The organism is Pseudoalteromonas sp. R3 (assembly GCF_004014715.1).
In the GTDB taxonomy this organism is placed as follows: domain Bacteria; phylum Pseudomonadota; class Gammaproteobacteria; order Enterobacterales; family Alteromonadaceae; genus Pseudoalteromonas.
Genome location: NZ_CP034835.1, coordinates 2809407 through 2832889, shown reverse-complemented (window position 1 = coordinate 2832889; position 23483 = coordinate 2809407). Strand labels below are relative to the sequence as shown.

At 47.0% G+C, this 23483-nt stretch carries 19 protein-coding genes and 9 tRNA genes; 18 read left to right on the top strand and 10 right to left on the bottom strand.

What is annotated here, in order from left to right:
• The first annotated feature begins 59 nt into the window (after window positions 1–59).
• From tpiA to ELR70_RS17335, 6 genes are all read left to right on the top strand, one after another.
• Window positions 60–803: a triose-phosphate isomerase gene (gene tpiA, locus ELR70_RS17360; RefSeq protein WP_054017083.1), complete on the top strand. Its 744-nt coding sequence runs from the start codon at window positions 60–62 to the stop codon at window positions 801–803.
• Between the two features lie 4 nt (window positions 804–807).
• Window positions 808–1155 (top strand): preprotein translocase subunit SecG, encoded by a 348-nt coding sequence (secG, locus tag ELR70_RS17355; RefSeq protein WP_054017082.1) that lies wholly within the window; start codon window positions 808–810, stop codon window positions 1153–1155.
• A gap of 9 nt (window positions 1156–1164) precedes the next feature.
• Window positions 1165–1250, top strand: a tRNA-Leu gene (locus tag ELR70_RS17350).
• 80 nt (window positions 1251–1330) lie between these two features.
• A tRNA-Leu gene (locus ELR70_RS17345) sits at window positions 1331–1415 on the top strand.
• Between the two features lie 471 nt (window positions 1416–1886).
• Window positions 1887–3680, top strand: coding sequence for a UvrD-helicase domain-containing protein (locus tag ELR70_RS17340; protein ID WP_160317417.1), 1794 nt, complete (start codon window positions 1887–1889; stop codon window positions 3678–3680).
• Between the two features lie 125 nt (window positions 3681–3805).
• On the top strand, window positions 3806–4786 hold the full coding sequence (locus ELR70_RS17335) for a RimK family alpha-L-glutamate ligase (RefSeq protein WP_054017080.1): 981 nt from the start codon (window positions 3806–3808) through the stop codon (window positions 4784–4786).
• Between the two features lie 54 nt (window positions 4787–4840).
• Here the strand turns inward: ELR70_RS17335 and ELR70_RS17330 are convergent, their stop codons facing one another.
• Both ELR70_RS17330 and queC read right to left on the bottom strand, forming a co-directional pair.
• Window positions 4841–5071 carry a hypothetical protein gene (locus tag ELR70_RS17330; RefSeq protein WP_046005768.1) on the bottom strand — a complete coding sequence of 77 codons (231 nt, stop codon included), beginning with the start codon at window positions 5069–5071 and terminating at the stop codon, window positions 4841–4843.
• Between the two features lie 126 nt (window positions 5072–5197).
• Entirely contained in the window at window positions 5198–5854 is a 657-nt protein-coding gene (gene queC, locus ELR70_RS17325) for a 7-cyano-7-deazaguanine synthase QueC (protein WP_054017079.1), read from the bottom strand.
• Window positions 5855–6084: 230 nt separating this feature from the next.
• Between queC and queE the strand changes: the two genes are divergently transcribed.
• Window positions 6085–6750 (top strand): 7-carboxy-7-deazaguanine synthase QueE, encoded by a 666-nt coding sequence (gene queE / locus ELR70_RS17320; RefSeq protein WP_054017078.1) that lies wholly within the window; start codon window positions 6085–6087, stop codon window positions 6748–6750.
• Here the strand turns inward: queE and ELR70_RS17315 are convergent, their stop codons facing one another.
• From ELR70_RS17315 to ELR70_RS17295, 5 genes are all read right to left on the bottom strand, one after another.
• A complete protein-coding gene (locus ELR70_RS17315; protein WP_054017077.1) occupies window positions 6751–7725 on the bottom strand; it encodes a helix-turn-helix domain-containing protein in 975 nt (324 codons plus the stop codon). It abuts the gene before it with no gap.
• A complete protein-coding gene (locus ELR70_RS17310) occupies window positions 7712–9091 on the bottom strand; it encodes an MATE family efflux transporter (RefSeq protein WP_054017076.1) in 1380 nt (459 codons plus the stop codon). The genes ELR70_RS17315 and ELR70_RS17310 overlap by 14 nt, the downstream gene beginning before the upstream one ends.
• Before the next feature lie 101 nt (window positions 9092–9192).
• Complete coding sequence (locus tag ELR70_RS17305) at window positions 9193–10053, bottom strand: transporter substrate-binding domain-containing protein (protein WP_054017113.1); 861 nt, start codon at window positions 10051–10053, stop codon at window positions 9193–9195.
• Window positions 10054–10288: 235 nt separating this feature from the next.
• A complete protein-coding gene (gene cysK / locus ELR70_RS17300; RefSeq protein ID WP_054017075.1) occupies window positions 10289–11257 on the bottom strand; it encodes a cysteine synthase A in 969 nt (322 codons plus the stop codon).
• A 200-nt stretch (window positions 11258–11457) separates the two neighbouring features.
• A complete protein-coding gene (locus ELR70_RS17295) occupies window positions 11458–13722 on the bottom strand; it encodes a DUF5916 domain-containing protein (RefSeq protein ID WP_235577140.1) in 2265 nt (754 codons plus the stop codon).
• A gap of 259 nt (window positions 13723–13981) precedes the next feature.
• Here ELR70_RS17295 and ELR70_RS17290 point away from each other — a divergent pair, with 259 nt between their 5' ends.
• The 11 genes from ELR70_RS17290 to ELR70_RS17240 all read left to right on the top strand — a co-directional run bounded on the left by ELR70_RS17290 (window position 13982) and on the right by ELR70_RS17240 (window position 19655).
• Window positions 13982–15145 (top strand): dicarboxylate/amino acid:cation symporter, encoded by a 1164-nt coding sequence (locus ELR70_RS17290; RefSeq protein WP_054017073.1) that lies wholly within the window; start codon window positions 13982–13984, stop codon window positions 15143–15145.
• 163 nt (window positions 15146–15308) lie between these two features.
• Window positions 15309–15959, top strand: a complete 651-nt coding sequence (gene uvrY / locus ELR70_RS17285) for a UvrY/SirA/GacA family response regulator transcription factor (protein ID WP_054017072.1) — start codon at window positions 15309–15311, stop codon at window positions 15957–15959.
• Window positions 15960–15996: 37 nt separating this feature from the next.
• The gene (uvrC, locus tag ELR70_RS17280) at window positions 15997–17820 is read left to right on the top strand and encodes an excinuclease ABC subunit UvrC (RefSeq protein ID WP_054017071.1); all 1824 of its coding nucleotides are present in this window, start codon (window positions 15997–15999) and stop codon (window positions 17818–17820) included.
• Window positions 17821–17864: 44 nt separating this feature from the next.
• Window positions 17865–18410: a CDP-diacylglycerol--glycerol-3-phosphate 3-phosphatidyltransferase gene (gene pgsA, locus ELR70_RS17275; RefSeq protein ID WP_054017070.1), complete on the top strand. Its 546-nt coding sequence runs from the start codon at window positions 17865–17867 to the stop codon at window positions 18408–18410.
• Window positions 18411–18675: 265 nt separating this feature from the next.
• A tRNA-Gly gene (locus ELR70_RS17270) sits at window positions 18676–18751 on the top strand.
• Window positions 18752–18784: 33 nt separating this feature from the next.
• A tRNA-Cys gene (locus ELR70_RS17265) sits at window positions 18785–18858 on the top strand.
• Window positions 18859–18895: 37 nt separating this feature from the next.
• Window positions 18896–18982: transfer RNA gene (locus tag ELR70_RS17260), tRNA-Leu, on the top strand.
• 125 nt (window positions 18983–19107) lie between these two features.
• Window positions 19108–19183, top strand: a tRNA-Gly gene (locus ELR70_RS17255).
• A gap of 32 nt (window positions 19184–19215) precedes the next feature.
• Window positions 19216–19302, top strand: a tRNA-Leu gene (locus ELR70_RS17250).
• Window positions 19303–19474: 172 nt separating this feature from the next.
• Window positions 19475–19550: transfer RNA gene (locus tag ELR70_RS17245), tRNA-Gly, on the top strand.
• Window positions 19551–19581: 31 nt separating this feature from the next.
• Window positions 19582–19655 (top strand) — tRNA-Cys (locus tag ELR70_RS17240).
• 22 nt (window positions 19656–19677) lie between these two features.
• Here the strand turns inward: ELR70_RS17240 and ELR70_RS17235 are convergent.
• Genes ELR70_RS17235 through ELR70_RS17225 form a run of 3 tightly spaced genes read right to left on the bottom strand, consistent with a single transcriptional unit; the run spans window position 19678 to window position 23460 of the window.
• On the bottom strand, window positions 19678–20775 hold the full coding sequence (locus ELR70_RS17235; RefSeq protein ID WP_128064649.1) for a hypothetical protein: 1098 nt from the start codon (window positions 20773–20775) through the stop codon (window positions 19678–19680).
• A 22-nt stretch (window positions 20776–20797) separates the two neighbouring features.
• A complete protein-coding gene (locus ELR70_RS17230) occupies window positions 20798–22132 on the bottom strand; it encodes an ATP-binding protein (RefSeq protein WP_054017068.1) in 1335 nt (444 codons plus the stop codon).
• The gene (locus tag ELR70_RS17225; protein ID WP_054017067.1) at window positions 22129–23460 is read right to left on the bottom strand and encodes a sigma-54 dependent transcriptional regulator; all 1332 of its coding nucleotides are present in this window, start codon (window positions 23458–23460) and stop codon (window positions 22129–22131) included. Before ELR70_RS17225 ends, ELR70_RS17230 begins: the two co-directional genes overlap by 4 nt.
• Window positions 23461–23483: the final 23 nt, after the last annotated feature.

Sequence of the window (23483 nt, the reverse complement as noted above, 5' to 3'; positions counted from 1 at the left end):
CTTGTAACTTAGGGTGAGTGGCGTTAGTATCTCACCCGCTTTCTGACACGGAGTAATACATGGGACAGAGAAAGCCAATCGTCGCAGGCAACTGGAAAATGAACGGCTCGCCAGAGCTGATAAAAGAAATTGCAGCGGTGAATGCGCAAGTCACAGGCGAACAACGTGAGGTGTTGGTTTTTCCTCCGGCGGTTCTGCTTTCTGAAGCAATCTCAGCAGGTTTAGAGTGTGGCACACAGACTGTGTCAGAATTCGATGCCGGCGCGTACACGGGTGAAACACAAGCTTCCTTAGTTAAATCTCTGGGCGCAAATTATACCTTGGTTGGCCATTCAGAAAGGCGCAGTATCTACGGTGAGTCAAATGACGACGTCGCCAACAAATTTGCGCAAGCACAAAAGAGCGGTCTGACTCCTATTCTGTGTATTGGTGAAACCCAAGAGCAGAGAACAGAAGGCAAGACAGAAGAAGTTGTTAAACAACAGCTTGAGTCTGTAATTAAAAAATTAGGCATAGCATCACTGGTTAATTCTGTGATAGCATACGAGCCAGTCTGGGCTATAGGTACTGGTTTAACAGCCACGCCGGAACAAGCTCAGGAAACACATAAGTATATACGTGACTTGTTACGCAGTTATGATGAACAGGTTGCAGAGGCGCTACGCATTCTTTATGGCGGTAGTGTCAATGAAAGTAACAGTGAATTATTATTCGCACAAGCAGATATTGATGGTGGCCTAATAGGCGGAGCAAGCCTCAAACCTCAAAGCTTCAAGGCTATCTGTGAAAGTGCAAAGGGATAAGTAAATGTACGAGATTCTTTTGGTTATTTATTTGGTTGTCTCGCTGTCATTGATCGGTATGATCTTGATCCAGCAAGGTAAAGGCGCAGATATGGGTTCTTCATTCGGCGCTGGCGCATCGGCAACTGTGTTCGGGTCATCTGGTGCTGGTAACTTTATGACTAAGACAACAACAATACTTGCAACAGTATTCTTCGTGCTAAGTATTGTTCTTGGCAGCATGACGGCAAGCCAGATTAAGCAAGCTGATCAGTGGGAAAACTTGGAAGCGCCAGCTGCGACAGTTGCACCTACAAGCGAGGACGTACCAGCTTCAGAAGAGTCTCAGAATAACTCGGACGTACCGAACTAAAATTCCTTAGCGAACGTGGTGGAATTGGTAGACACGCCATCTTGAGGGGGTGGTGAGCATAGCTCGTGGGGGTTCAAGTCCCCCCGTTCGCACCAAGTCTTTGAGCCAGCAATGCACTGGCTCTTTAAAACGAAAATCTTTGTGCTCCTTAAGCACACATGCATTACACCGAATTGCGAATGTGGTGGAATTGGTAGACACGCCATCTTGAGGGGGTGGTGAGCATAGCTCGTGGGGTTCAAGTCCCCCCATTCGCACCAATCGGTTATCCTATATCTCATAATTACTTTCCAAAAGCTTACAATACCAATTTTACTTAATACCTGTTCAATTTGACGGAGCAAATATGACGCTAACTGTGTTAAAAATTTCTCATTTAGAACAACTAAATAGCAAAATTTTTGCCTAGTTATCGAACATATTTTCTCGCCTCAAAATAGAACACTTAATTAAGCAAATTGGTATAAATTTAAATCACTTAGCTCACTATTGCCTCGACATTGAGTTACACTAAAAGAAACTGACCTGTATTTTCCTTTATGCTTTTTCCTGCTCACTTTATTTCAAGAGTATTTCATAACACCAAATCTGTTGAGGTGGGACCGCAGGGGATAAGTGTTCAGCGCTCGGACGACACAATATTGCTTAGCTGGGCTGAACAATCTCGTCCTCCTATACTCGTGACGGACTGGCTGGGTACCCGTATCGAGTGTTATCAACAGGGTACAGTCTTGAAATTTCGATTGCGTGGGCATTCTTACCCTCAATTGCAGCACTACCTCGAGATACACTGGGTAAACACCCATAAAGCACGCCTGCTCTCATCAGTCAGGGCAATAGAACAGCTCCTGCAACATCGTTACCTGTCGGTGCGCCATTGGGCTGCAACCCGTGCTGTGGTAGCCGAATTAGCAAAGTACTGGAGTGGCTGGAAAAGTCATACTCAGATGCACAGGGTACTTCAGCAAGCACAGTGTACCGTCAATGAGCTAAACGCCTGGCAAGAAGAAGACCTCGCTCAATTCAGAGAAGCGTTTGTACAGTCACAGTTATCTCGCTATGAAGCTTTCTTTGATACTGTGTGTGGTCATCCGATGACTCAAGCACAGCGTCGTGCATGCGTTGTTCAGGATGAGCGTCAGCTGCTGTTAGCCGGAGCTGGTACTGGAAAAACCAGTGTTATGGTTGCAAAAGCGGCCTATCTGCTGCACTCAAAGCAGGCTGAAGCCGAGCAAGTGCTGATGCTGGCATACGGTAAAGAAGCCGCAGATGAGATGCAGCAGAGACTCAAAGATAGCAAGGTAACGGTAGAGTGTGCCACTTTTCATAGCCTTGGATTAGGGATCATTGCACAGGTTGAGGGACATAAGCCGAAACTATCTGCATTATGTTTGAATGATGGTGCGAGAGAGCGGTTTATTGCCGATACTTTGGCATCTTTGTGTCAGGATCCTCAGTATCAAAGAGATTTACTTGCTCTACTAAAAAATGAGTTTTCTGCCACACAGCAAAGTCAGGGACCCGATTTGGGTAGTCATGCCGCCACAAAACTCATAAGACAGTTTTCTGAAGCCCTTAGCTTTTACAAGCAGGCTCTGTTTTTGGGTAAAGCACAAGCATTGAGTCAAGAGTTTGCGCTCTGGACAACTTGTTTCAGGCCGGTACTAGCAGACTATCAGCTTTATCTGCAAAAAGAGCAGTGTATCGACTTTGACGATATGATTACGCGCGCGATCGACTATGTTCGTCGTGGCCAGTTTTGTAGCCCCTGGCACTATGTGCTGGTTGATGAGTTCCAGGACATATCACCCCTTAGAGCCAGGCTGGTGAAAGCCTTGCTTGCGCAAAACGACAAGAATGCTTTGTTTGCAGTCGGAGACGACTGGCAGGCGATTTACCGCTTCAGTGGTGGGGATGTGTCGATGACTACACACTTTGCAGACCATTTTGGACAAGCCACTATCCAGCAACTGGATATGACCTTTCGTTATTCGCAACAGTTGCTGGACATTGCTAGTGAGTTTGTTTGCCAGAACCCCAACCAATTAGTTAAAAGAGTCAATGCCAGTAATGTGGCCACCAGCCCGGCTCTGGTGGCACGTCCAGATAGCAATGACGCACTCAGCACAACGATAGAAGCCTTTTTAGATTTGACCGCGGAGCCGTGTAGCCTGCTTATACTGGCACGCAATCACAAATTTTTGCCATCCTCCGAAGAGATATCAAGCCTTGCTCAACGCTTCCCCAGAGTTCGGATAACGGCACTAACGTTTCATGGTGCCAAGGGGAAAGAGGCGGACTTCAGTCTTTTACTCGGCTTGCATCAAGGTAGTGTGCCAGCCAGAGCGCACAATGCGGCTATCACAGAAGCGCTTTTACCCGAGTCTGAACTCTACCCGGATGCAGAAGAACGTCGCTTATTTTATGTCGCTTTGACACGCGCCAGGTTGCAAACTTGCTTGTTGGTGCCTGAGGAACCTAGCCCTTTTATTGAGGAAGTCTTGGCACTGGCAACCGAGTTGTAACTACAGTGCTCACCGGGCCTTAGTTCCGAATAATTCATCCTGACGACAAAATTATTTTGTTGTACTTCATCAAGCTGGCTCATCATAATCCGCGTTTTAACGCAATCGATAGACGAGAAACACAGATGCGTGGATGGATCATATACAAAGACTCAGCAACCCTATTAAAACCTGAAACTTACGAGATCAAACGACTGTTAGAGGTCGCCAAGGAAGAGAACATTGATCTGCAGGTTTATTCGCCCGATCAGTTTGACTTGCTCGTCTCTCGCGAAGATGACCAGAGCGTCTTGATTGATGGCGAGCCGGTGTCACTACCAGACTTTGTACTTCCGCGTATGGGTGCCGGAACCACCTACTTTGCACTGGCTATCATTCGTCACCTGGAGCGTCTGGGTGTGCATTGCTTTAACAGTTCAGAGGCAACGGAAACAGTAAAGGACAAGTTGTTTGCACAACAAATACTGGCGCAGCAGAATCTACCTACACCAAAGACAATGCTGGTGAAGTTTCCGGTTAACATTGACTTGGTTGAAAAGCAGATAGGATTTCCCGTCGTAGTAAAAACCTTGTCCGGATCGCAAGGCAGTGGGGTTTTCCTGTCAAAAACGCGTAGTGAGTTCGATGATTTAATGCAGCTGATTGAAGCGACCAGCCCGAAAGCCAACATCATTTTGCAGAAATTCATTAAATCGAGTCATGGCCGCGATCTGCGAGTACTGACCATTGGTGGACGTGTCGTGGCATGTATGGAAAGAAACTCTGGTGGGGCAAATTTCAAAGCCAATGTCAGCGCCGGTGCGAAAGGCTTGTCTCATCCGATCACCCCTGAGATTGAATGGCTGGCCACTCAAACGGCAAACATACTGAATCTGGATATGGCGGGTATTGACCTGTTGTTTGACGAAGAGCATTTTAAGATCTGTGAAGCTAATTCAAGCCCTGGTTTTGAAGGGCTCGAAGCTGCTGTTGATGTGGATGTTGCGCGGGAAATTCTACACTTTATCCGCATTCGGTTAGGGATTTTCGATAAGAAAAAGTCGAAGTCTTTAGAAACCAAAAAGTCTACGGCTAAAGCAGACTCGATAGCTGCGACCTCAGCTTAATCTTCGCTGCGATTCAGGTCAATTAAGATACCAGCTGGTAAGTCCGGTCTGGTATCACAGCTTGTTGATTTCTTTGGCAACTTGGTAACCATCGTCGGTGATGATCTGTTCCAGTGTCGCAACCCGTGACTTAAGTTGTTTGATTTCTTCTTGCATTGCCTGTTTCTCAGACTGATTCATTCCATCGAGCTTTTTCATTTCCAGACGTTTAGCATAGATTTCCCTCACTGTGCCAAATCCTACTGCAATTAGGACAATCAAAAACACCATTGTGGTACCGGGCATAGGTATTACTCCATTTCTAAATTTGGTACTCCAATCGTAGCAAATTATACAGCGAAGATCTGTGGCGTATCTGTTTCAAGATGTGATTTAGAATGTGGGCAACTTGTGCGCCCACCTGGGGAGGGCTTATTCGTACGATAAAGGATCGCTAGCCTGATTTAATTCAAAGGCTTCCAGGCGTTCCTGACAAGCGCCACATTTGCCGCATGCTTTCTCACGGCCGTTGTAACAGGTCCAGGTTTTACTGTAGTCCAACCCCATTTTCAGACCATCTGTGAGGATCTCTATCTTAGTGTTGTTCAGGTAAGGACAAACAATCTCGATTTCTTCGTAGTTTGCGATGCGACAGACATCATCCATTTTTTTAACAAACTCAGGGCGGCAATCCGGATAAATTGCGTGGTCTCCTGAGTGGGCACCATAAAAGACCTTGCTAGCCTTGAGAGAAACCGCGTAACCTACCGCAAGAGACAGCAAAATCATATTGCGGTTCGGCACAACCGTGCTTTTCATGCTTTCTTCTTCGTAGTGGCCTTCAGGCACTTCGATATCGTCGGTCAAAGAGGAACCGCCGATCAACTGATTGATAGCGGAAATATCGACAATTTTATGCGCTACCCCAAGTTCATCACAGGCCTGGCGGGCAACTTCGAGCTCTTTTACATGGCGCTGGCCATAGTTAAAAGACAGTGCATAGACCTCATAGCCTGACTTAAGTGCTTTGTTCAGGACCGTATATGAATCCATACCACCGGAATAAATAACAACGACTTTTTCGCTCATTGGTTTGCCTCGTTTATGTGCTCGAATACTCACTGACATTGCTCGCAATTTTAATAGAGGTTTATGTCAGGGCGCGATATACTACACGGCCGCTGAAAAAATGACAATCAGACGGGTCAGATAATGCCTGTTTTTCAGCGTTGTGGCTGTTGCCAACGTAAAATGTAAACCTTATTAAATCGTCATGTATCCGGTTTGATCCCGGGATGTAAAGTGAGTTCGGAGCTGTTTTGTACAAGATCAATGAAGTGTTTGAAACCATCCAGGGTGAAGCCAGCCACACTGGCGTGCCTTCCATTTTTGTGCGCTTGCAGGGGTGTCCTGTTGGTTGCGCCTGGTGTGATACCAAGCAAACCTGGGAGGTAGACCCCGTTTATCTTGTGAGCCTCGAACAAACAGTCGAAAAGAAAGCGGACTCAGACTACTGGGCCAATGCCACACCTGAGCACCTGTTAGCTTTGTTTAAAGAGCGGGGTTACACTGCCAAACATGTCGTTATTACGGGTGGAGAGCCCTGCATGTATGACCTAAACCCGCTTTGTGACAAGCTTCACGCTGAGGGGTACGACACTCAGGTTGAAACCAGTGGCACTTTTGAGATCCTGGTGCCAGATGAAACCTGGGTCACCGTTTCGCCTAAAATTAATATGCGTGGCGGGTATGAAGTACTGGCGAGTGCCATGCGCAGAGCCGATGAAATTAAGCACCCTGTGGCAATGGAAAAACACATCGAAGAGTTAGAAGCTTTGTTTGAAAAAACCGGTGTGCATCCCAAATTGGTGTATTTGCAGCCAATCAGTCAAAAGGCAAAAGCGACCAAGCTGGCTATTGATACCTGTAAACAAAAAAATTGGCGCCTGTCAGTACAGGTACACAAGTATATTGGTATAAGTTAGTCAGACACCGGCTCGCAGCGGTTTCACCTTTAGCCATATTTCCAGTGCAATGCTGCGAGTTGACGGGTCTTCTGCGTTGCTGTCTGTTATCGGCTGGTTGTAGTGCTCAATGAGAGGCGCGTCGTCAGGCTCATAGCCACTGTGTGGTAACCAAGCCGAATATAGTGCCAACTGAAAAGGCAGCAGGTTACTGGCTAAATCATCATAGCTAAAAACTGCGTACTGCCCGCTGTTCAATGTGCTTAGCCTAAACGGCTCACTGACTGCTGCTTTTAATGTTGCCGGGATCACCAGCGCGCCATCGTACCTTGCTTTATCAAGAGGGGTAAAAAGCGGATTATCATGACCAAATCCAAGCTTAGTGATGTGCCCAGCGTCCAGGCCTTGTGCTTTGGCCCATTGATGAAGTTGCTCCCAGCATTGCCAGATCCCCTCAAGATGATAACCCTCAGATGCTCTCAGCGTACACAAGTCCCGGGTGTCGACGTTCATGATTCGGGTGGGCACGGGAGTCTCGTCCGGCATGTGTGTCGACATTCGTTGTGCTTGCAGTTGCAGGAGTAACTCAATATTTAACTTTTGTGGTGCCATGTGCTGCGCAAGCTGTTGTCTCAATCGCTCTGTTTTTCTTACGCTAACCGGCGTAATACCATAGTGATCTTTGAAAGAGCGAGCAAAGTTAGCGCTACTTGAGTAACCGCAATCCAGTGCTATTTCTGTCACGTTTTTGTCAGGATGAAAAAATAACAAAGATGCAGCGCGTTCCAGCCTTATCCGATTACTATACTGTGTGAGAGATTCCCCCATCAGTGCAGAAAAAATGCGCTGGAAATGAAACCGGGAGAAATGGCTGAGCGCCGCGGCTTTATCCAGTGTCAGAGGCTCGTCTGGCTGACGGTGGATATGAATAAGCACCGGCTTCAGGCGCTGATAATACTGAGCACGATATTTGTCTTGTGGTTTAATCGATTGCATCTGGACCTTCTAACTTGGATACACTGTACTTGTTGTAATGAAGCCAGCATAAAACACAGGTTATTAATGCTGCGATGATGTCGGCACTGACTATTGCCATAAAAATTCCCTGAATGTGGAACCACAATGGCAAAATCAAAAGTAAAGGAGTAAACACAAATATGACTCTGAGCGCACTATAAAAACTCGCCCTGAGGGCATCGCCGATAGACTGATAAAAGCCGCTGGCGATCAGCATTATAGCTATCAGTGGTAAACCCCATAAAGCCGATTGTATCATTGTCTGGCCTTGACTAATCAGTACCGGCTGCTCTGTAAACCAGGCCATAATGCCGGATGCAAACGAGACCAGTATCAACACTAAGAGTATTGCGTACAGCATCATAGAGCCCAAGGCCACTTTTATTGTCTCGCGCACACGTACGCTTCTCTTTGCGGCGAGGTTATAAGCGCATATTGTCTGAAAGGTGACCAACATGGCAATCATAGGCAAAGTTGCAAAGGCTAGTACGCGGCCAAGCATACCGTAAGCTATGACCCAGTTTTCACCCGCCGTCTTCATCAGTTGAATATTCATGATAGCGGTTTGCCAGCCGAGGCATAGCTGAGTGATCAGGATAGGGGCTCCAACTGCCAGAATAGGCAACCAGGCCTTAAAATCAACGGTGAAGAAGATGCGTGTATACCTGTCTTTACTGCACAGCATGTATATAGCCAGCACTATTGTGGCTGCTTGTGACACTATTGTCGCTTTTGAGGCACCTGCAACTCCCCAGTCAAACAGCGCAATAAATAGGTAATCCAGCAGGATGTTTAGCCCCGAGGCGGTCAACATCAATATCATAAGCCTATGTGGCTGCCCTTCGGCACGAAAAATGTCACCAAGCACGGGTAACAAAATCGCCACAAAGCTAAACAAGACTATGGGGCGAAGATAGGCATAAGCATCCGCTTTAAACAACGGATCTGCACTGAGCCAGTTGATTATCTCTAACGGGTAAAGCCAGCCTAAAAGCAACAGAATAATACTCAATATAAAGACAATCTGGAGGGTATGACCAATGATTACCCCTGCTTTTTTTCGCTTTCCAGCGCCCAGTTGACGTGTTACCTGGGTGGCCATGCCAGCAGATAACATGGCGGCCAATGCAGCAATCGCCATTTGTATTGGGAAAGCGACTGCCACGGCACCCAAAGCCAGCTCACCCACAAAATGGCTGATAAAGAGCCCATCAATGAGGTTGAAAAGGCCAACAACGAGCATACCGATACAGATTGGGAAAAAGTGCTTAAAAAATAATGAGAAAACTGGCTCGGCTGCTAAATCTTCAGTGCTGTGTAGCGAGCGTTCACTTTTTACGGCCATCAAAAACTTCCTGTAGTAATTAACTTCAGGCTATTTTATTGACCCCATATCGTAGAGAATATTCAAATCTTGCGCATTTGAGTGTGACCGCAATAGATCACTCAATAGCATTCAGAGCTACCCATTTCAATGATCCGCTCGGTTTCGCCACTATTTTTGAATAAATACAGGCCTTTATTAATATCATTCAGAACGCCTCGCCAGTTAGGCTTGGCTTTGCTCAGTGCAAAGTAGAGGTTGTTATATCGCAGGGCTGGTTCAACATTTTCCAGCCCCCTTAGTAAGGTGACCTTCTCGGACTTGGCCAGCTCAGAGTAACTCACGGTAAAACGCAGCACTTTAGGGTCGCCTATAATCAGGTCAACACGCTTACCTACCAGCAATTTTACTAGTTGCAGATCATCTACCGCCTCAACAATCACAAATTCATTATTGTCCATCATGGCATCAAACTCAGGGGTGTTCTGATAACCGCGTACGACCCCTATAGTTGCGCCTTTCAGCGCACTGAGATTGCCTTCAAAATTATCGGATTCACCACGGCGTTTTAGTAAAGCGATTTCACCACCTGGGTAAGCGTTTGATAGCGCCAGTAGCTCACGACGTGTTTTTCCCTGATAGTTATCAGATGGGGATGCATCTTCAATAAAGTATTCGGGGAAGAGGATATCGGCGCGGCCAGACTCAACTGCTTTGACCGCTCTTGCCCAGGGCAGGAACTCGACATAAACCGGATAATTCTGATCGGCCAGTAAGGAGATGGTAAATTGAAATACCCACCCTTTATTGCACAACTGATCGCCGATATAAGGCGGCCAGTCAAGCGTTACCAGGTGCAGCAGTGGTTTGTCACCACTTTTGTTATACAAATAGCCATTACGGTATTGCTCACCTTGTACCATGATGTACTTGCCTTGCTTAAAGTAGCCGACATTCAGGCTGGCAGTAGCAGTCAGAGACATAGTACACAGTAACAGTAATAGTAGCCTGGTAAGTGTGTTCATAACGTGTTTCCTGGTGCGCGCAATTAAGATAAAAGCGTTTAAAAATAAAACGATGAGCTTGCTTTGAGAGCACATCGATTATCCATTAAGTCTAGACAGTATCACGCTAAAAGGAAGGGAAGAAGACAACAAGGCCAGCATTTTGCTGGCCTTGTTCTAAACAATTAGTCTAATAAGAGCTGGCGTTACCAGATTACTGTACTAACTCCTGCTCTGAGAACTCATCGGCAAACAGCGGGCTAGATAAGTAGCGTTCTGTTGCACTTGGCAGAATAACCACAATGTTTTTGTCTGCATTTTCAGGCTTTTCTGCCAGACGCTTTGCAGCAACAACGGCAGCACCAGAAGAAATACCGACTAAGATACCTTCATCCTTCATCAATTGGTGAGCCATCGCAATTGCGTCTTCGTTTGAAACTTGCTCTGTGCCATCAAGCAGTTCAAGATCCAAGTTACCAGGAATGAAACCTGCACCAATCCCCTGAATTTTGTGTGGGCCAGGCTTCAATTCTTCACCAGCCAGCGCTTGAGAAATAACGGCTGAATCAACTGGCTCAACAGCAATTGATTTTACGTCCAGGCCTTTTTCTTTTTTCAGGTAACGCGTTACACCGGAAATAGTACCGCCAGTACCTACACCTGCAACGAAGTAGTCTATTGCACCGTCCATTGCTTCGAAAATCTCAGGGCCGGTGGTCTGTTCGTGAATTTTCGGGTTAGCTGGGTTTTCGAACTGTTGTAACAACACATACTTCTCAGGGTCGCCAGCCAGGATTTCATTGGCTTTTTCAATAGCGCCTTTCATACCTTTGGCACCTTCAGTCAGTACCAGGTTAGCACCTAAGGCTTTAAGTAGCTTACGACGCTCTAGGCTCATTGTGTTTGGCATTGTTAGTGTCAATTTGTAGCCACGAGATGCTGCAACAAAAGCTAATGCAATACCTGTGTTACCTGAGGTAGGCTCGATAAGTTCTTTGCCTTCGCTTAGCAAACCGGCTTTCTCAGCTTCCCAAATCATAGAAGCACCGATGCGGCATTTTACGCTGAAACTCGGGTTACGAGATTCGATTTTGGCAAAGACGTTGCCACCGGTCACGCGGTTAAGTTTAACAATTGGGGTGTTGCCAATAGACAGGCTATTATCTGCAAAAACGTTCGACATAATTTTCCCTTGAATGAGCTAAGGATATCTAATACTAGTCACACTTTACTGGGCTTGAGGCAAAACAAAAGGAAAGAATGGCTATAAGATATATTAAAAAGGCTTATGCTTTGATGGAATAAAAAAATAAATATGTATAATTAAAGAGCAGTATTCACCCAGCCAGTCTCAGTGTGTCTGGCTGGGCTAATGAGGGAGGCTTACATCAACCAGGCGTAACTAAACTTAGCAAAAAATGTTTTGTTATCTTTGCTGATCTTGGTCAAATCATCATCCTGGTAGCCGTTATCTGAGTATCCGGCGAAAAACACAGTTTGTGGGTTGAGCTTATAGGCGTAGAGTAGTTGTGTGCTGAGGCGCTTGTATTGGCTGTCCACATCGTCTACATAATTGGCTTGATTACGGCGAATGTCCGTTTTAATGAACGCCAGTCTCAGGTAACTATTGATGTTAAACTGATAGGTAAAGCGCACATCACTGAGGTTAGCGGTAAATACATCCATGCCATCTGCGGTGAGCTTCTGATAGGTGTGACGTAGACGTACCTCAAAATGCTGGCCCAGATAAAAGTCCAGCATAGGGCGGATGTAACGTTCATCAGCCATGCGATTGTTGGCCAAATCGACACGGTTGCCTCTGCGCAGCGTTAATCCACTGAACACGCCCGGAGCAGGCTTACTCTCCAAATAAATCCATTGGGTATTTTCTGTGAACAGATCGGTGTTTCCATCTATGGCCAGGCTGGTTTCGTCATGGCGTAGTCCAGTTCGCTTGCGATGATCGACACCAAAATCAATGGTGCTCTGCAGCGGACCGCTGATGGCTATGTTACTTTGAACCTCTTTTTCCAGCAGCTCCCCATTCTCATTGTGACTGATATCCCAGTCGGTATACCAGCGAGTGCGATTCCACCAGGTCTGGTCATCACCATACCAGCGATATTCAAAGCCTGTGATGAGCTTATTGAAGTCGACTTGTGATAAGAACCCCATGTCGGCCCTTAGTGCAGCATCGTAGTTGCGATAACTGGCAAAGGCTTTCCAGTGTTTCTGGTTATGACGGTAGTCGAGCATATAGCCCAGGCCCTGATTATCATCCTGCAGCTGAGTGCGCAGCACACTTTCATCTATCTCACAGTCATCCAGGGTTGCGTCATCACACAGCTCTTTAACCATAGCCGGGTCGTAGTCCGTTTTTGAGGTCAGGATCTGTGCTTTAAAAGTATCATTTGCGGTGGGCTCGTATTTGCCATCCAGGCTGAACACCTGATTTCGGTAGTCGTTACTTTGTCGTGTTGTCGTTAAAGCGCCCACAGACAAAGTTTCATCGGCATCATAGCGATAGCGCAGTGCCGCATTTTCACTTTTTTGCTCCAATGAGACCACATTTGAGCCCAGATTACCCGGCACCATGACATTGGTAAACTCATCGTTGGTCACAAAGGCAGCATAGGTATGGCCCTGCTTGCTACCCGTCAACTTTGCGCCATAGTCTGGGGCTGCAATGTTACGGGTGTGCAAAAGATTGATATGGGAAGAAAAATAGTCCGCGTTATCAAGGAAGAATGCGCGTTTTTCCGGGAAGAATAAACTAAAACTGTTGTTGACACTAAGCTGGCCATTGTCGGCTTCTACCTGAGAAAAGTCCGGATTCAACGTGGCGTTTAAGGTGGTATCCGGTGTAATGGCCCACTTAACGTCCAGACCCGGCTCATAGTTAGTGTCGCTCTCCCAGTCCGGGATAGTACTGCCGTCAATATCCCGGGTTTGTTGACGACTGATCACCATGGAGGGGATGACCGCAAGGTTACTGCCTTGCTTGGCATCGGAAAAGCCGGTGTAAGCAGGCATCTGGCACACCCAGCATTGATTTTCATGGGCAATTTGCATGCTGGAAATTCTTAGTCGCTCGCTGCGCGGGTAGAAGCGTAAGAACTCCATGGCCATGGTTTTGGTGTCCTGGCTGTCATCAAAGTTGAGCACACGCAGTGGGATCTCCACTTCAACTACATACCCTGTTTCATTAATCTGTCCGGCGGAGTCCCAGATGCCATTCCAGGAACTGTCTTCACTGCCACTTAAAACGTTCTCTATGGAATCTTGCTGTACACCGAGGGGGTTAATAAAAAACTGATAGGCACTGCGGCCAGTATTAAAGGAGTCGATCTTTATTCCAACCAGATCGTCGTTCCAGTTACGGTCCCTGTCGCGGAAAAACGCCCTGATCTGACTCGGGTCTGGATCTTTGGCATCGAAGGCAAGAAACAAGGACTGGCCATTTTCAAATACGCTTACAGAGGTTGATACCGGGCTTTTGGCATTTTCATAAGGCCAGGTCACATTGTCGATAACAATATGTTTTGCCTGCTGCCACACAGACTCATCTATTTTTCCATCGATGTTCACGCTGGCATTGATATAAGGGATACTTGGTTCGGCGGCCTGGCTGGCGGCGCTTAACCACAAGCACGGCGCCATGAGTGAGAGTGAGCTTAAAACTTTATTTAACATTATTATCGGGTTTGATAGCACAACTTTGATGGCGCATTAAATACCAGAGAAACAGTGTGAACAATTGTTTAGCGTTTAACGGCAAGGTGGCCAAGTTAAGTGGTATTTTATTTATATTTTGTGAACAGTTAGTCAAGTCATATCGCAGAACTATGTACCTGCATTGTCATTCCATGGTAAAAAGGCGCATCTGTTTTTTACTCAGGCGTGTTGTATGTCTCTTATTTTAAAACTTGTTGCTGGTATTTTCGCCGGTGTGCTGGCAGGCTTCTATCTGCCAATGTTTCTGGTCGAATTGCTCTACACCGTCAAGGTGATTATCGGACAACTGATTTCTTTTACTATTCCACTTATTATTCTGTTTTACATTGCATCAGGGATCGCTGGATTACCAAAAGCATCTGGTCATTTGTTAGGTAAAACGGTTGGTTTTGCATACGGCTCTACGGTTATCGCAGGTACTTTGGCGGTACTATTAGTAAGCTTGGCTGTGCCTCTGTTTGAAGGCAGTGTTACTTACCAGGCTGCAGAAGCCACTAAGGTAGAAAGTCTTATCAAGCTTCAAGTGCCGCCGTTGATGGGCGTAATGACGGCACTGGCAACGGCGTTTGTATTCGGTATTGGGATTAGCCAGCTTCACCTGACTCAGCTTAAACAAGTGGTCGACCAGGGTCGCGATGTCATTGATGCGCTGCTGGCTAAAGTGATCATTCCCGCTTTGCCATTCTATATTGCAGGTGTGTTTGCAGAAATGGCTGTTGCGGGTACAGTGGCAGATACGCTGAGCACGTTTGGTGTAGTGTTGCTAGCTGCTGTTGCTATGCACTGGCTGTGGCTGGCATTTTTGTACATTACTTCCGGTGTATTGCTAAAACGCAACCCTGTAGAACTCATTAAAAATATGTTGCCTGCCTATTTTACCGCGATCGGAACCATGTCCAGTGCGGCAACCATTCCCGTCTCATTGCGTGCCAGTAAATCTAATAAAGTAAAAGAGGAAGTCGCAAACTTCACCGTACCTTTGTGCGCCACCATTCATCTTTCAGGGTCAACAATCACAATTGTCACTTGTACTATGGCCGTGATGTTGTTGTCTCCTGAAATGACCTTGCCCTCGTTAACACAAATGCTGCCGTTTATCTTTATGTTGGGAATTGTCATGATTGCAGCACCTGGTGCACCTGGCGGCGCTGTCATGTCTGCTTTGGGTTTGCTTAGCACTATGCTGGGTTTTGATGAAAGTGCGGTTGCCCTGATGATAGCGTTATATCTCGCACAAGACAGCTTCGGAACCGCCTGTAATGTGACCGGTGACGGTGTGATTGCATTGTGGGTAGACCGTTTCTCTGAGCAGGATCTGAAATTGCACGGCAATTAATGGTCAAGCTCTAATACTAAAGACTGTTTTTACCTAAAGTGGAAACTCGAATTGATTATGCTTTGCAATTTTCTGTGTTACTCTTGCAAAGCATAATCAGACGATTAAATAAATGACATTTGGCAGTTATTGCCATTACCAAGGCTAGTGTGAGGGTTACCCGTTGATTAACGTACTTTTAGTTGATGATCATGAACTTGTCAGAACCGGTATAAAACGCATTCTGGATGATGTGCGCGGGTTTAAAGTGGTCGGAGAGGCTAAAACGGGTGAAGAGGCAGTGAGCTACTGTCGTCAGAGTGAACCCGATATCGTGTTAATGGATATGAATATGCCAGGTATTGGCGGTCTGGAAGCGACTAAGAAAATTTGTCGATACTGTCCGGATGTAAAAGTCATTGTTTTGACCGTGCATTGTGAAGATCCGTTTCCAAGCAAAGTGATGCAGATCGGAGCGCACGGGTACTTAACTAAAAGCGCCGGGCCAGACGAGATGATCAATGCTATTCGTGCGGTAAATGCCGGACAGCGTTATATCGCTCCGGAAATAGCACAACAGATAGCACTGGCTCAGTTTAGCGGCAAAGTGGATGAAAACCCGTTCCAGTCCTTGTCGGATCGTGAGCTGCAAATCATGCTGATGATCACCAAAGGTGAAAAAGCGCAGGACATTGCAGATCGGCTTAATCTGAGCTCTAAAACGGTAAACAGTTACCGCTACCGCATGTTCGAAAAGTTGCACGTCAGTGGTGATGTTGAACTAACTCATCTGGCAATTCGCCACAAAATGATCGACATCGACAGCTCTCACTAGTAAGTGTGCTGTTCTAAATTAGAAGCAGTTTTCGACCATGGCAGTGTTTGACAGTCAGGCGTTTCTAAAAACGCTGACCACAGAACCTGGTGTTTATCGTATGTATGACGAAGATCATCAGGTTATCTATGTCGGTAAGGCAAAAAACCTTAAAAAGCGGGTCAGTAGCTACTTTCGCAGCAATATACCAGATGCTAAAACCCGGGTCTTGGTGAGCAATATTCGTCATATTGAAGTGACGCTGACGAATACTGAGACCGAAGCTTTATTGCTGGAAAACAACCTGATTAAAAAGTACCAACCTAGGTACAATATCCTGCTGCGTGATGACAAGTCTTATCCCTATATCTTGTTGACCGATCACCGTCACCCTCGCTTAGCGTTTCATCGTGGCTCCAGAAAGAAGAAAGGCGAGTATTTTGGTCCCTTTCCTAGCAGTGCTGCTGTATCTGAAAGCTTACGTTTGATGCAGAAGATTTTTCCTGTCAGACAATGCGAAGACGCCTATTATCGGGCACGAAGCCGACCTTGTTTACAATATCAACTGAGGCGCTGCTCCGCGCCTTGTGTGGCGAAGGTCAGTGATGGAGACTACGCTGAGCAGGTTGATATGGTGCGCCAGTTTCTGAGCGGTAAATCTCATCAGGTAATCGCTACTTTGGTGGACAAAATGGAGCAGGCGAGTATGGCGCTCAATTTTGAAGCCGCGGCGAAGTTCCGGGATCAAATCGCCTTGCTGCGTCAAATGCAGGAGCAGCAATCTGTTGCGGGCAATTTTGCCGAAATGGATGTTATCGGCTTTGCACAGCGCAATGGTCTGAGTGCTATTCATATGTTGATGATCCGCGAGCATAAAGTGCTGGGATCAAAAACTTTCTTTCCAAAAATCCCCAAAGATTCGGGCCGAGAAGAAATTCTCACCAGCTTTGTCGGCCAGTATTATGTGTCGACTGGCAGTCATGGCCGGATAGCCAAAGATATTGTATTGCCGTTTGATATTGCAGAGCTGGACGATCTGGCCGCAGCCCTTAGCCAGGTTGCTGAGCGCAAAGTGCATCTCAGAGTTAATGTACGTGCAGAGCGAGCGCAGTATCTGGAGCTGGCCAACAAGAATGCCCTGAACAGCATTATGGTGAAGCAAAATGCGCAGGATTCTATTGATAAACGGTATGCCAAATTAAAGGCGGCGCTGGGCGTGTCGGATATCAACCGTATGGAGTGTTTTGATATCAGTCATACCATGGGTGAAAATACCGTAGCGTCATGCGTAGTGTTTGATGGTCAGGGGCCTAACAACCGTGAATATCGCCGTTATAATGTTACGGGTATTACGCCTGGCGATGACTATGCGGCCATGGCATTTGCACTGAATAAACGATATGGCAAGGTCACAGACCCTGACAAGGTGCCAGACATTATCTTTATAGATGGCGGTAAGGGTCAATTATCACGAGCAGAATCATTCTTTGAATCCTGGACGCTGGATAAGTTACCTATGTTGATTGGTGTGGCGAAAGGCACTAGCCGTAAGCCAGGCTTAGAAACCTTACTGATCGATGGTGGACGTAAAACCATTAATCTGGAAAGTGATTCACCAGCGTTACATTTGATCCAGCACATCCGTGATGAATCTCACCGTTTCGCGATAGCGGGGCATAGAAGTAAGCGTCAAAAACAACGTACGCAATCCGTTCTGGAAGAAATAGAAGGCGTTGGTCTGAAGCGACGCCAGGCACTGCTCAAATATCTTGGAGGAATGCAGGGCGTAAAAGCCGCTAATATACAACAATTAAAACAAGTGCCGGGGATCAGCCCTCAGTTGGCTGAAAAGATATTTAACCATTTGCATGACAAAGCTTAAGCGTTCATGCGAACATAGTAAAAAAAGAGTCTCTCTTAGTAGTTATGTGGAACATTCCAAACACGCTCACAACATTTAGGTTGTTACTTATTCCTGTTTTCGCAGTGATCTTTTATTTGCCTTACTCATGGGCATTTTTTGCTGCTGCTTTTATTTTCTGGCTGGCATCAGTGACTGACATTCTTGATGGTTATCTGGCACGCAAGCTGGAACAGTCAACGCCATTTGGTGCATTTCTGGATCCCGTGGCCGACAAAGTTATGGTCAGTGTGGCACTGGTAGTACTGGCGACTCATTATCAAAATATGTTTATGACTATTGCTACCATTGTCATTATCAGCCGTGAAATTGTCATCTCGGCACTCAGAGAGTGGATGGCAGAGCAGGGTAAGCGCGGTAATGTGGCAGTGTCCTGGATGGGGAAGTTTAAGACTGCTGCACAAATGCTGGCCATCATTGGCTTGATCTGGCAGTTTGAACCCTGGATGGTGACGCTAAGTTATGCATTGTTAGCCATTGCGACTTTACTGACTGTGGTCTCTATGGTGCAGTATTTCTATGCTGCCCGTACTGAATTGATTAAATCTTAGTATTCTTTGGCTGAATACAAAGCGTTTTAGATAAAAAATAAGCAAACGATTAAAAAGCTTCATTTTTTATGTTGACGCCTCCCGGAACTTCTGTAGAATGCGTCCGTGTTGAGAGGCAACAGCCTAACAAAAAGAGAAGTTCAAAACGCTTCAGTATCTTGAAAGTTTTGAATTTTATATTGATGCGAGTATAGCTCAGCTGGATGAATGAATAGACGCAACCTTGCTTCTTACATATCCAACTAAGTTAAAAAGCTTCTGGAGTGCGAGTATAGCTCAGCTGGTAGAGCGCAACCTTGCCAAGGTTGAGGTCACGAGTTCGAACCTCGTTACTCGCTCCAAATTCTCTTTATCCGACTTGGTCGGGATAGTGCGGCGGAATGGCAGAGTGGCCATGCAGCGGATTGCAAATCCGTCTACCTCGGTTCGACTCCGGGTTCCGCCTCCATTTTCTCAACAAACTCCACATGCGAAAGCAGCCCGATGCCCGGGTGGTGGAATTGGTAGACACAAGGGATTTAAAATCCCTCGCTGGTAACAGCGTGCCGGTTCAAGTCCGGCCCCGGGCACCATTGTTTAGAGTAATTAACTTAATGGTTAAATTGCTTATGGAACGCAGGTATAGCTAAGCTGGATGAATGTAAAGACGCAACTTTGCTTCTTACATTTTATCTAAAAGTTAGAAAGTTCCTGGAACGCGAGTATAGCTCAGCTGGTAGAGCGCAACCTTGCCAAGGTTGAGGTCACGAGTTCGAACCTCGTTACTCGCTCCAATTTAAACAATGAATGCTCTAGCAAACCCGATGCCCGGGTGGTGGAATTGGTAGACACAAGGGATTTAAAATCCCTCGCTGGTAACAGCGTGCCGGTTCAAGTCCGGCCCCGGGCACCATTGTTACAGATAGCTTAATTTCTTGATATGACAGTAATATTAAGTTAGAGTAGCAACGATAAAATGTGCATTAATAAATGCAATATGGAACGCGAGTATAGCTCAGCTGGATGAATGAAAAGACGCAACCTTGCTTCTTACATATCCAACTAAGTTAAAAAGCTTCTGGAGTGCGAGTATAGCTCAGCTGGTAGAGCGCAACCTTGCCAAGGTTGAGGTCACGAGTTCGAACCTCGTTACTCGCTCCAATCTCTGATACACTAAGTGTCAATACAATGCGGCGGAATGGCAGAGTGGCCATGCAGCGGATTGCAAATCCGTCTACCTCGGTTCGACTCCGGGTTCCGCCTCCATTTTCTTTCCCCTTAGCTGTTTCTAAATTCTTTTCCCAGTAGTTTCCAGTAACCATACGTAAATCACCGGTATATCGTTTTTATATTGAATTCTCAGGTCTACTAACTCACCGCTGACACTTTCATTGATGGTAAATTCGCTGCTGGTGAGCAGGTATCGCCCCTGGTGGTGTTTTACTTCTACCTGCGCATCTACGGTGATCCCTTTGTTCTTGGCAATCTCTGTCAGGGCATCCTGAATAGCAAGCTTGATGGCGGTGCTGAGCAGGTTGTCTGAGGTCATAGTGCCATCTTCACCAAATGCGCCTAACACCAGATGTCCACTGCGTTTTATGTCGGCCATGGCGCTTGTTGTCGGTGTAGTCACAGCTTCAAGCACATCAGGCTTATACAGACCGATGAGCGTGGAGCCATACTGACAGCTTTGGTGCAATGCGAGGCGAGCAGGCACACCTTGTGCTGTTACTTTACCATTGCGGTTAAAGTTTATCTCATGGCGCAAAATACCGTCGCGACTGATTGCGCGCTCTTGCAGGTACTCGGTTGCATTTACCTGGGCCTGCAACAAAAAGCTCGCCACTGCTTTGGCATTGAGTTCGCTGATAGAGATCTGCTGATGGGGCGATGCCGTGTAATAACTCACTCCCAGCACCTGGTTGCGCTGTTCATTTTCACATAACCAGGCAGGCTGGCAGAGCGAAAAGTCACAATGACGTACAGGGCAGTTGGCATTTTCCTTAAGTGGCGTGAAGCTGACATAGCTGTATTGAGTGTCCTGGGTATTAAAGGGTGCTGAGTAATAGATGGTATGACCGGAGGATAACACTTGAGTGGGCTCATCCGGTGTCACACCTTGCAGATCGCTGCGCTGTAACATAATAGCATGATAGGCCGCTAGTTTTTTGAGTGCGCGGGTCCTACTGGCCAGCTCTGAACCATTCGGAATGGCGCTGAACGGGGCCGCGGTGCCAATGAAGCCAAGTTGTTCGGCTTGTTTTGGCGACTGAATCCAGCAGGGCAGGTGTGTCTCCCGGTGCTTTTCGGGTGGCTGTGGAAGCGTTTTACAGCCGGTAAAGATTAGGGTGCCAGATAGCATGGCCCAAAGCAAAGGTGAATGCACAGTCGATCCTTGTGAATGTAGGTTACTGTCCATTCTCTCCCAAAGGTAAGTCGAATTCTACCATCAGGCCACCCTTTTCGCGGTTACGCAGTCTTAACTGTCCCTGATGTGCTGTGATGATGTCATGACACAGGCTCAATCCGAGCCCAGTACCCTGAGATTTAGTCGAGTAAAATGGCTGTAGTGCTTGATGTAAATTACCCGGCTGGATCCCACATCCGCGGTCAACGATGGCAAAGCGAAGCCGGCTTTGATCCCGAACCACCTGCACGGATATCTCGCTTTTATCACTGCCTGATTCGTGGGCATTTTTGAGCAAATTAAGCAACACCTGCTCTACCTGAGCAAGATCGAAGTCGCCGCTGTAATCGGGGATTGTGCCCAGTAGTTTAAAAGGGTAAAAGGTCTGCAATCTATCCAGAAGCGGTGCGATAGCGTGCGTTGCGCTGCTGGGGGCCGGTAAACGTGCATACTCTGCATAGCGCTGGATAAACTCGCTCAGGTTATGCGCTCGCTGTGAAATGGTGTCCAGCATGTCTGGCAGCAGCTCAAGGTGTTTTTGCTGGTTCAGCATAGTCTGTGCCGAGCTGGTCAGTGATTGGATGGGTGCCAAAGAATTGTTTAGCTCGTGGCTTATCAGACGAATGGCATTTTTCCACAGCATGATCTCTTCACGATTTTGCTCTGCTGAGACGTTTTTACAGATCACCAGTGTATGGGGCTGATAATTTAGAGTAACCTGTTCGATGCCAAGATAAAAAGTGTGCTTTTGCTCTTGTTGCTCGAAGCTCAACATACCTGTGTAACCCAGACTGAGTGCCTGGGCTAGTGGTGCGGGTAAAGCATCACAGGCCGTTTCGAGTTTACTGCCTGTGAGTGCACCGGCTTGTTTACTTAGTAACTGACGTGCAGCGGCATTGTGGTAAACAATGTGGTGGTGTTTATCGAGTAGCAGGGTCGCCATTGGTGAGGCTTGGACTATGCTATCCAGTACCAACTCTTTTTGATTGAGCTTTTGTTTTTGCTGCTTCAGGTTGGTTGTCAGCTGGTTGTACAGCTCAATCAGGCTGGTTAGCTCAGGATCGGATGTTGGCGAGATCCGCAGTGACAGGTCGCCATCTTTGATACTTTTAATACCATCCTCTAAAGTCGCCAGTAACCGCTGTCGACGGGCCGTTAGATGGCCTAGTAGCAAGACTAAAGCCAGTAAAGATACAAGCAGAATCGAAGAGCAGGCAATGGCCACGGGGATTTGATGGTGCAAAGCCATCGTCAGCGCCATCAGTGCGCAAGTAAGCACTACAGTGCAGCTTAACAGGATCTGGCCCGCGAAAGACCAGTGCAGGCGCACGTTCATCGCTTAATTCCAAATTTGTCCATACGACGGTACATCGCTTGGCGACTTAAACCAAGACTCTTAGCCGCATGCGTTACATTACCCTGGTGTTTATCGAGGGCCTGGGTAATATCCTCAATAGTAAATTCATGGCTTGCCAGCGTAGACGCCGATGCATTCAGGCCCAGGTCCGTCGCTTCAATACGCTCTCCGGCAGCGAGCAGCTCGGCCCGTCCTATGACATTTTGCAGCTCTCGCACATTGCCCGGCCAGGCATATCGCTTCAGCAAACGTTGCGCGCCTTCACTCAGCGATTTGTGGCTGCTGAGGAAATGCATAGCGAGCGGAACAATATCATCGGGTCGCTCAGCGAGGGGAGGAAGCCGCAGTTCAATCATATTCAGGCGGTAGTAGAGATCTTGTCTGAATTCTCCACGGGCGATGGCCTCATTCAGATTCGCATTGGTCGCACTGATCACCCTGACGTTAACTTTTTGCGTTTTGCTACTGCCAACGGCTTCAAACTCACCGGTTTGCAGTACTCTCAATAGTTTTTGCTGGCCTGTCAGTGGCAGGTTGCCTATTTCATCGAGAAACAGTGTCCCCCCATTTGCTGCGGCAAAACGTCCTTCGCGGCTTTTTGTTGCGCCAGTGTATGCACCGCTGACCACGCCAAACAGCTCGGCTTCGATCAGATCTGCAGGCAGGGCACCGGCATTGACCCGGATAAAAGGTTTATCCCGGTAGGCGCTGTTGGCCACCAAGAGTTCAGCGATTTTTTCCTTGCCAGCCCCATTAGGACCTGTGATCAAAACCTGGGCATCAGAATGTGCTACTTGTGTTGCGGTTTCAAGCAAAGACAACATGGTGTGATCGGCGAAGATCAATCCACAGAGGTCGTAATCCTGGCGAAGCCGCTCCTGTCTGACCTTGAACTGTTTTTTACTGCGGTTTTGAGCTTGCTGAAGCTGGTACATTTCCAGTAAGTTGTTCACCGAGCTGAGGAGCTTGTCATCCTGCCAGGGTTTAGCGATATAATCCGCAGCCCCATGCTTAATGAGTTCTACGGCCATTTCCAGCTGGGCCCAGGCGGTTAGCAGGATAATAGGGAGATCAGGGTTAAGTGCCCGGATCTGATGATACAGGGTTTTGCCTTCTTCACCTGAGGTTGTGTCATGGGTAAAGTTCATATCCTGGATCACCAGATCGTAATCCTGTGACTGCAGCATCGCCAGCCCCTGCTCTGGCGAACTCGCACCTTCGCAGTCGATATCATTAATTAAAAAAAGAATTTTAAGCGCTTTGATAACATCAGTGTTGTCATCAATCACCAGAATTTTGTGTTGCATGGTGTTATTTATCGTTATTATTT

What these genes read in the sequence shown, in the direction of transcription:
- tpiA (WP_054017083.1), top strand. Translation starts at nt 60, where the DNA reads ATGGGACAGAGAAAGCCAATCGTCGCAGGCAACTGGAAAATGAACGGC.
- secG (WP_054017082.1), top strand. Translation starts at nt 808, where the DNA reads ATGTACGAGATTCTTTTGGTTATTTATTTGGTTGTCTCGCTGTCATTG.
- ELR70_RS17335 (WP_054017080.1), top strand. Translation starts at nt 3,806, where the DNA reads ATGCGTGGATGGATCATATACAAAGACTCAGCAACCCTATTAAAACCT.
- ELR70_RS17330 (WP_046005768.1), bottom strand. Translation starts at nt 5,071, where the DNA reads ATGCCCGGTACCACAATGGTGTTTTTGATTGTCCTAATTGCAGTAGGA.
- queC (WP_054017079.1), bottom strand. Translation starts at nt 5,854, where the DNA reads ATGAGCGAAAAAGTCGTTGTTATTTATTCCGGTGGTATGGATTCATAT.
- ELR70_RS17315 (WP_054017077.1), bottom strand. Translation starts at nt 7,725, where the DNA reads ATGCAATCGATTAAACCACAAGACAAATATCGTGCTCAGTATTATCAG.
- ELR70_RS17310 (WP_054017076.1), bottom strand. Translation starts at nt 9,091, where the DNA reads ATGGCCGTAAAAAGTGAACGCTCGCTACACAGCACTGAAGATTTAGCA.
- ELR70_RS17305 (WP_054017113.1), bottom strand. Translation starts at nt 10,053, where the DNA reads ATGTCTCTGACTGCTACTGCCAGCCTGAATGTCGGCTACTTTAAGCAA.
- cysK (WP_054017075.1), bottom strand. Translation starts at nt 11,257, where the DNA reads ATGTCGAACGTTTTTGCAGATAATAGCCTGTCTATTGGCAACACCCCA.
- ELR70_RS17290 (WP_054017073.1), top strand. Translation starts at nt 13,982, where the DNA reads ATGTCTCTTATTTTAAAACTTGTTGCTGGTATTTTCGCCGGTGTGCTG.
- uvrC (WP_054017071.1), top strand. Translation starts at nt 15,997, where the DNA reads ATGGCAGTGTTTGACAGTCAGGCGTTTCTAAAAACGCTGACCACAGAA.
- pgsA (WP_054017070.1), top strand. Translation starts at nt 17,865, where the DNA reads ATGTGGAACATTCCAAACACGCTCACAACATTTAGGTTGTTACTTATT.
- ELR70_RS17230 (WP_054017068.1), bottom strand. Translation starts at nt 22,132, where the DNA reads ATGAACGTGCGCCTGCACTGGTCTTTCGCGGGCCAGATCCTGTTAAGC.
- ELR70_RS17225 (WP_054017067.1), bottom strand. Translation starts at nt 23,460, where the DNA reads ATGCAACACAAAATTCTGGTGATTGATGACAACACTGATGTTATCAAA.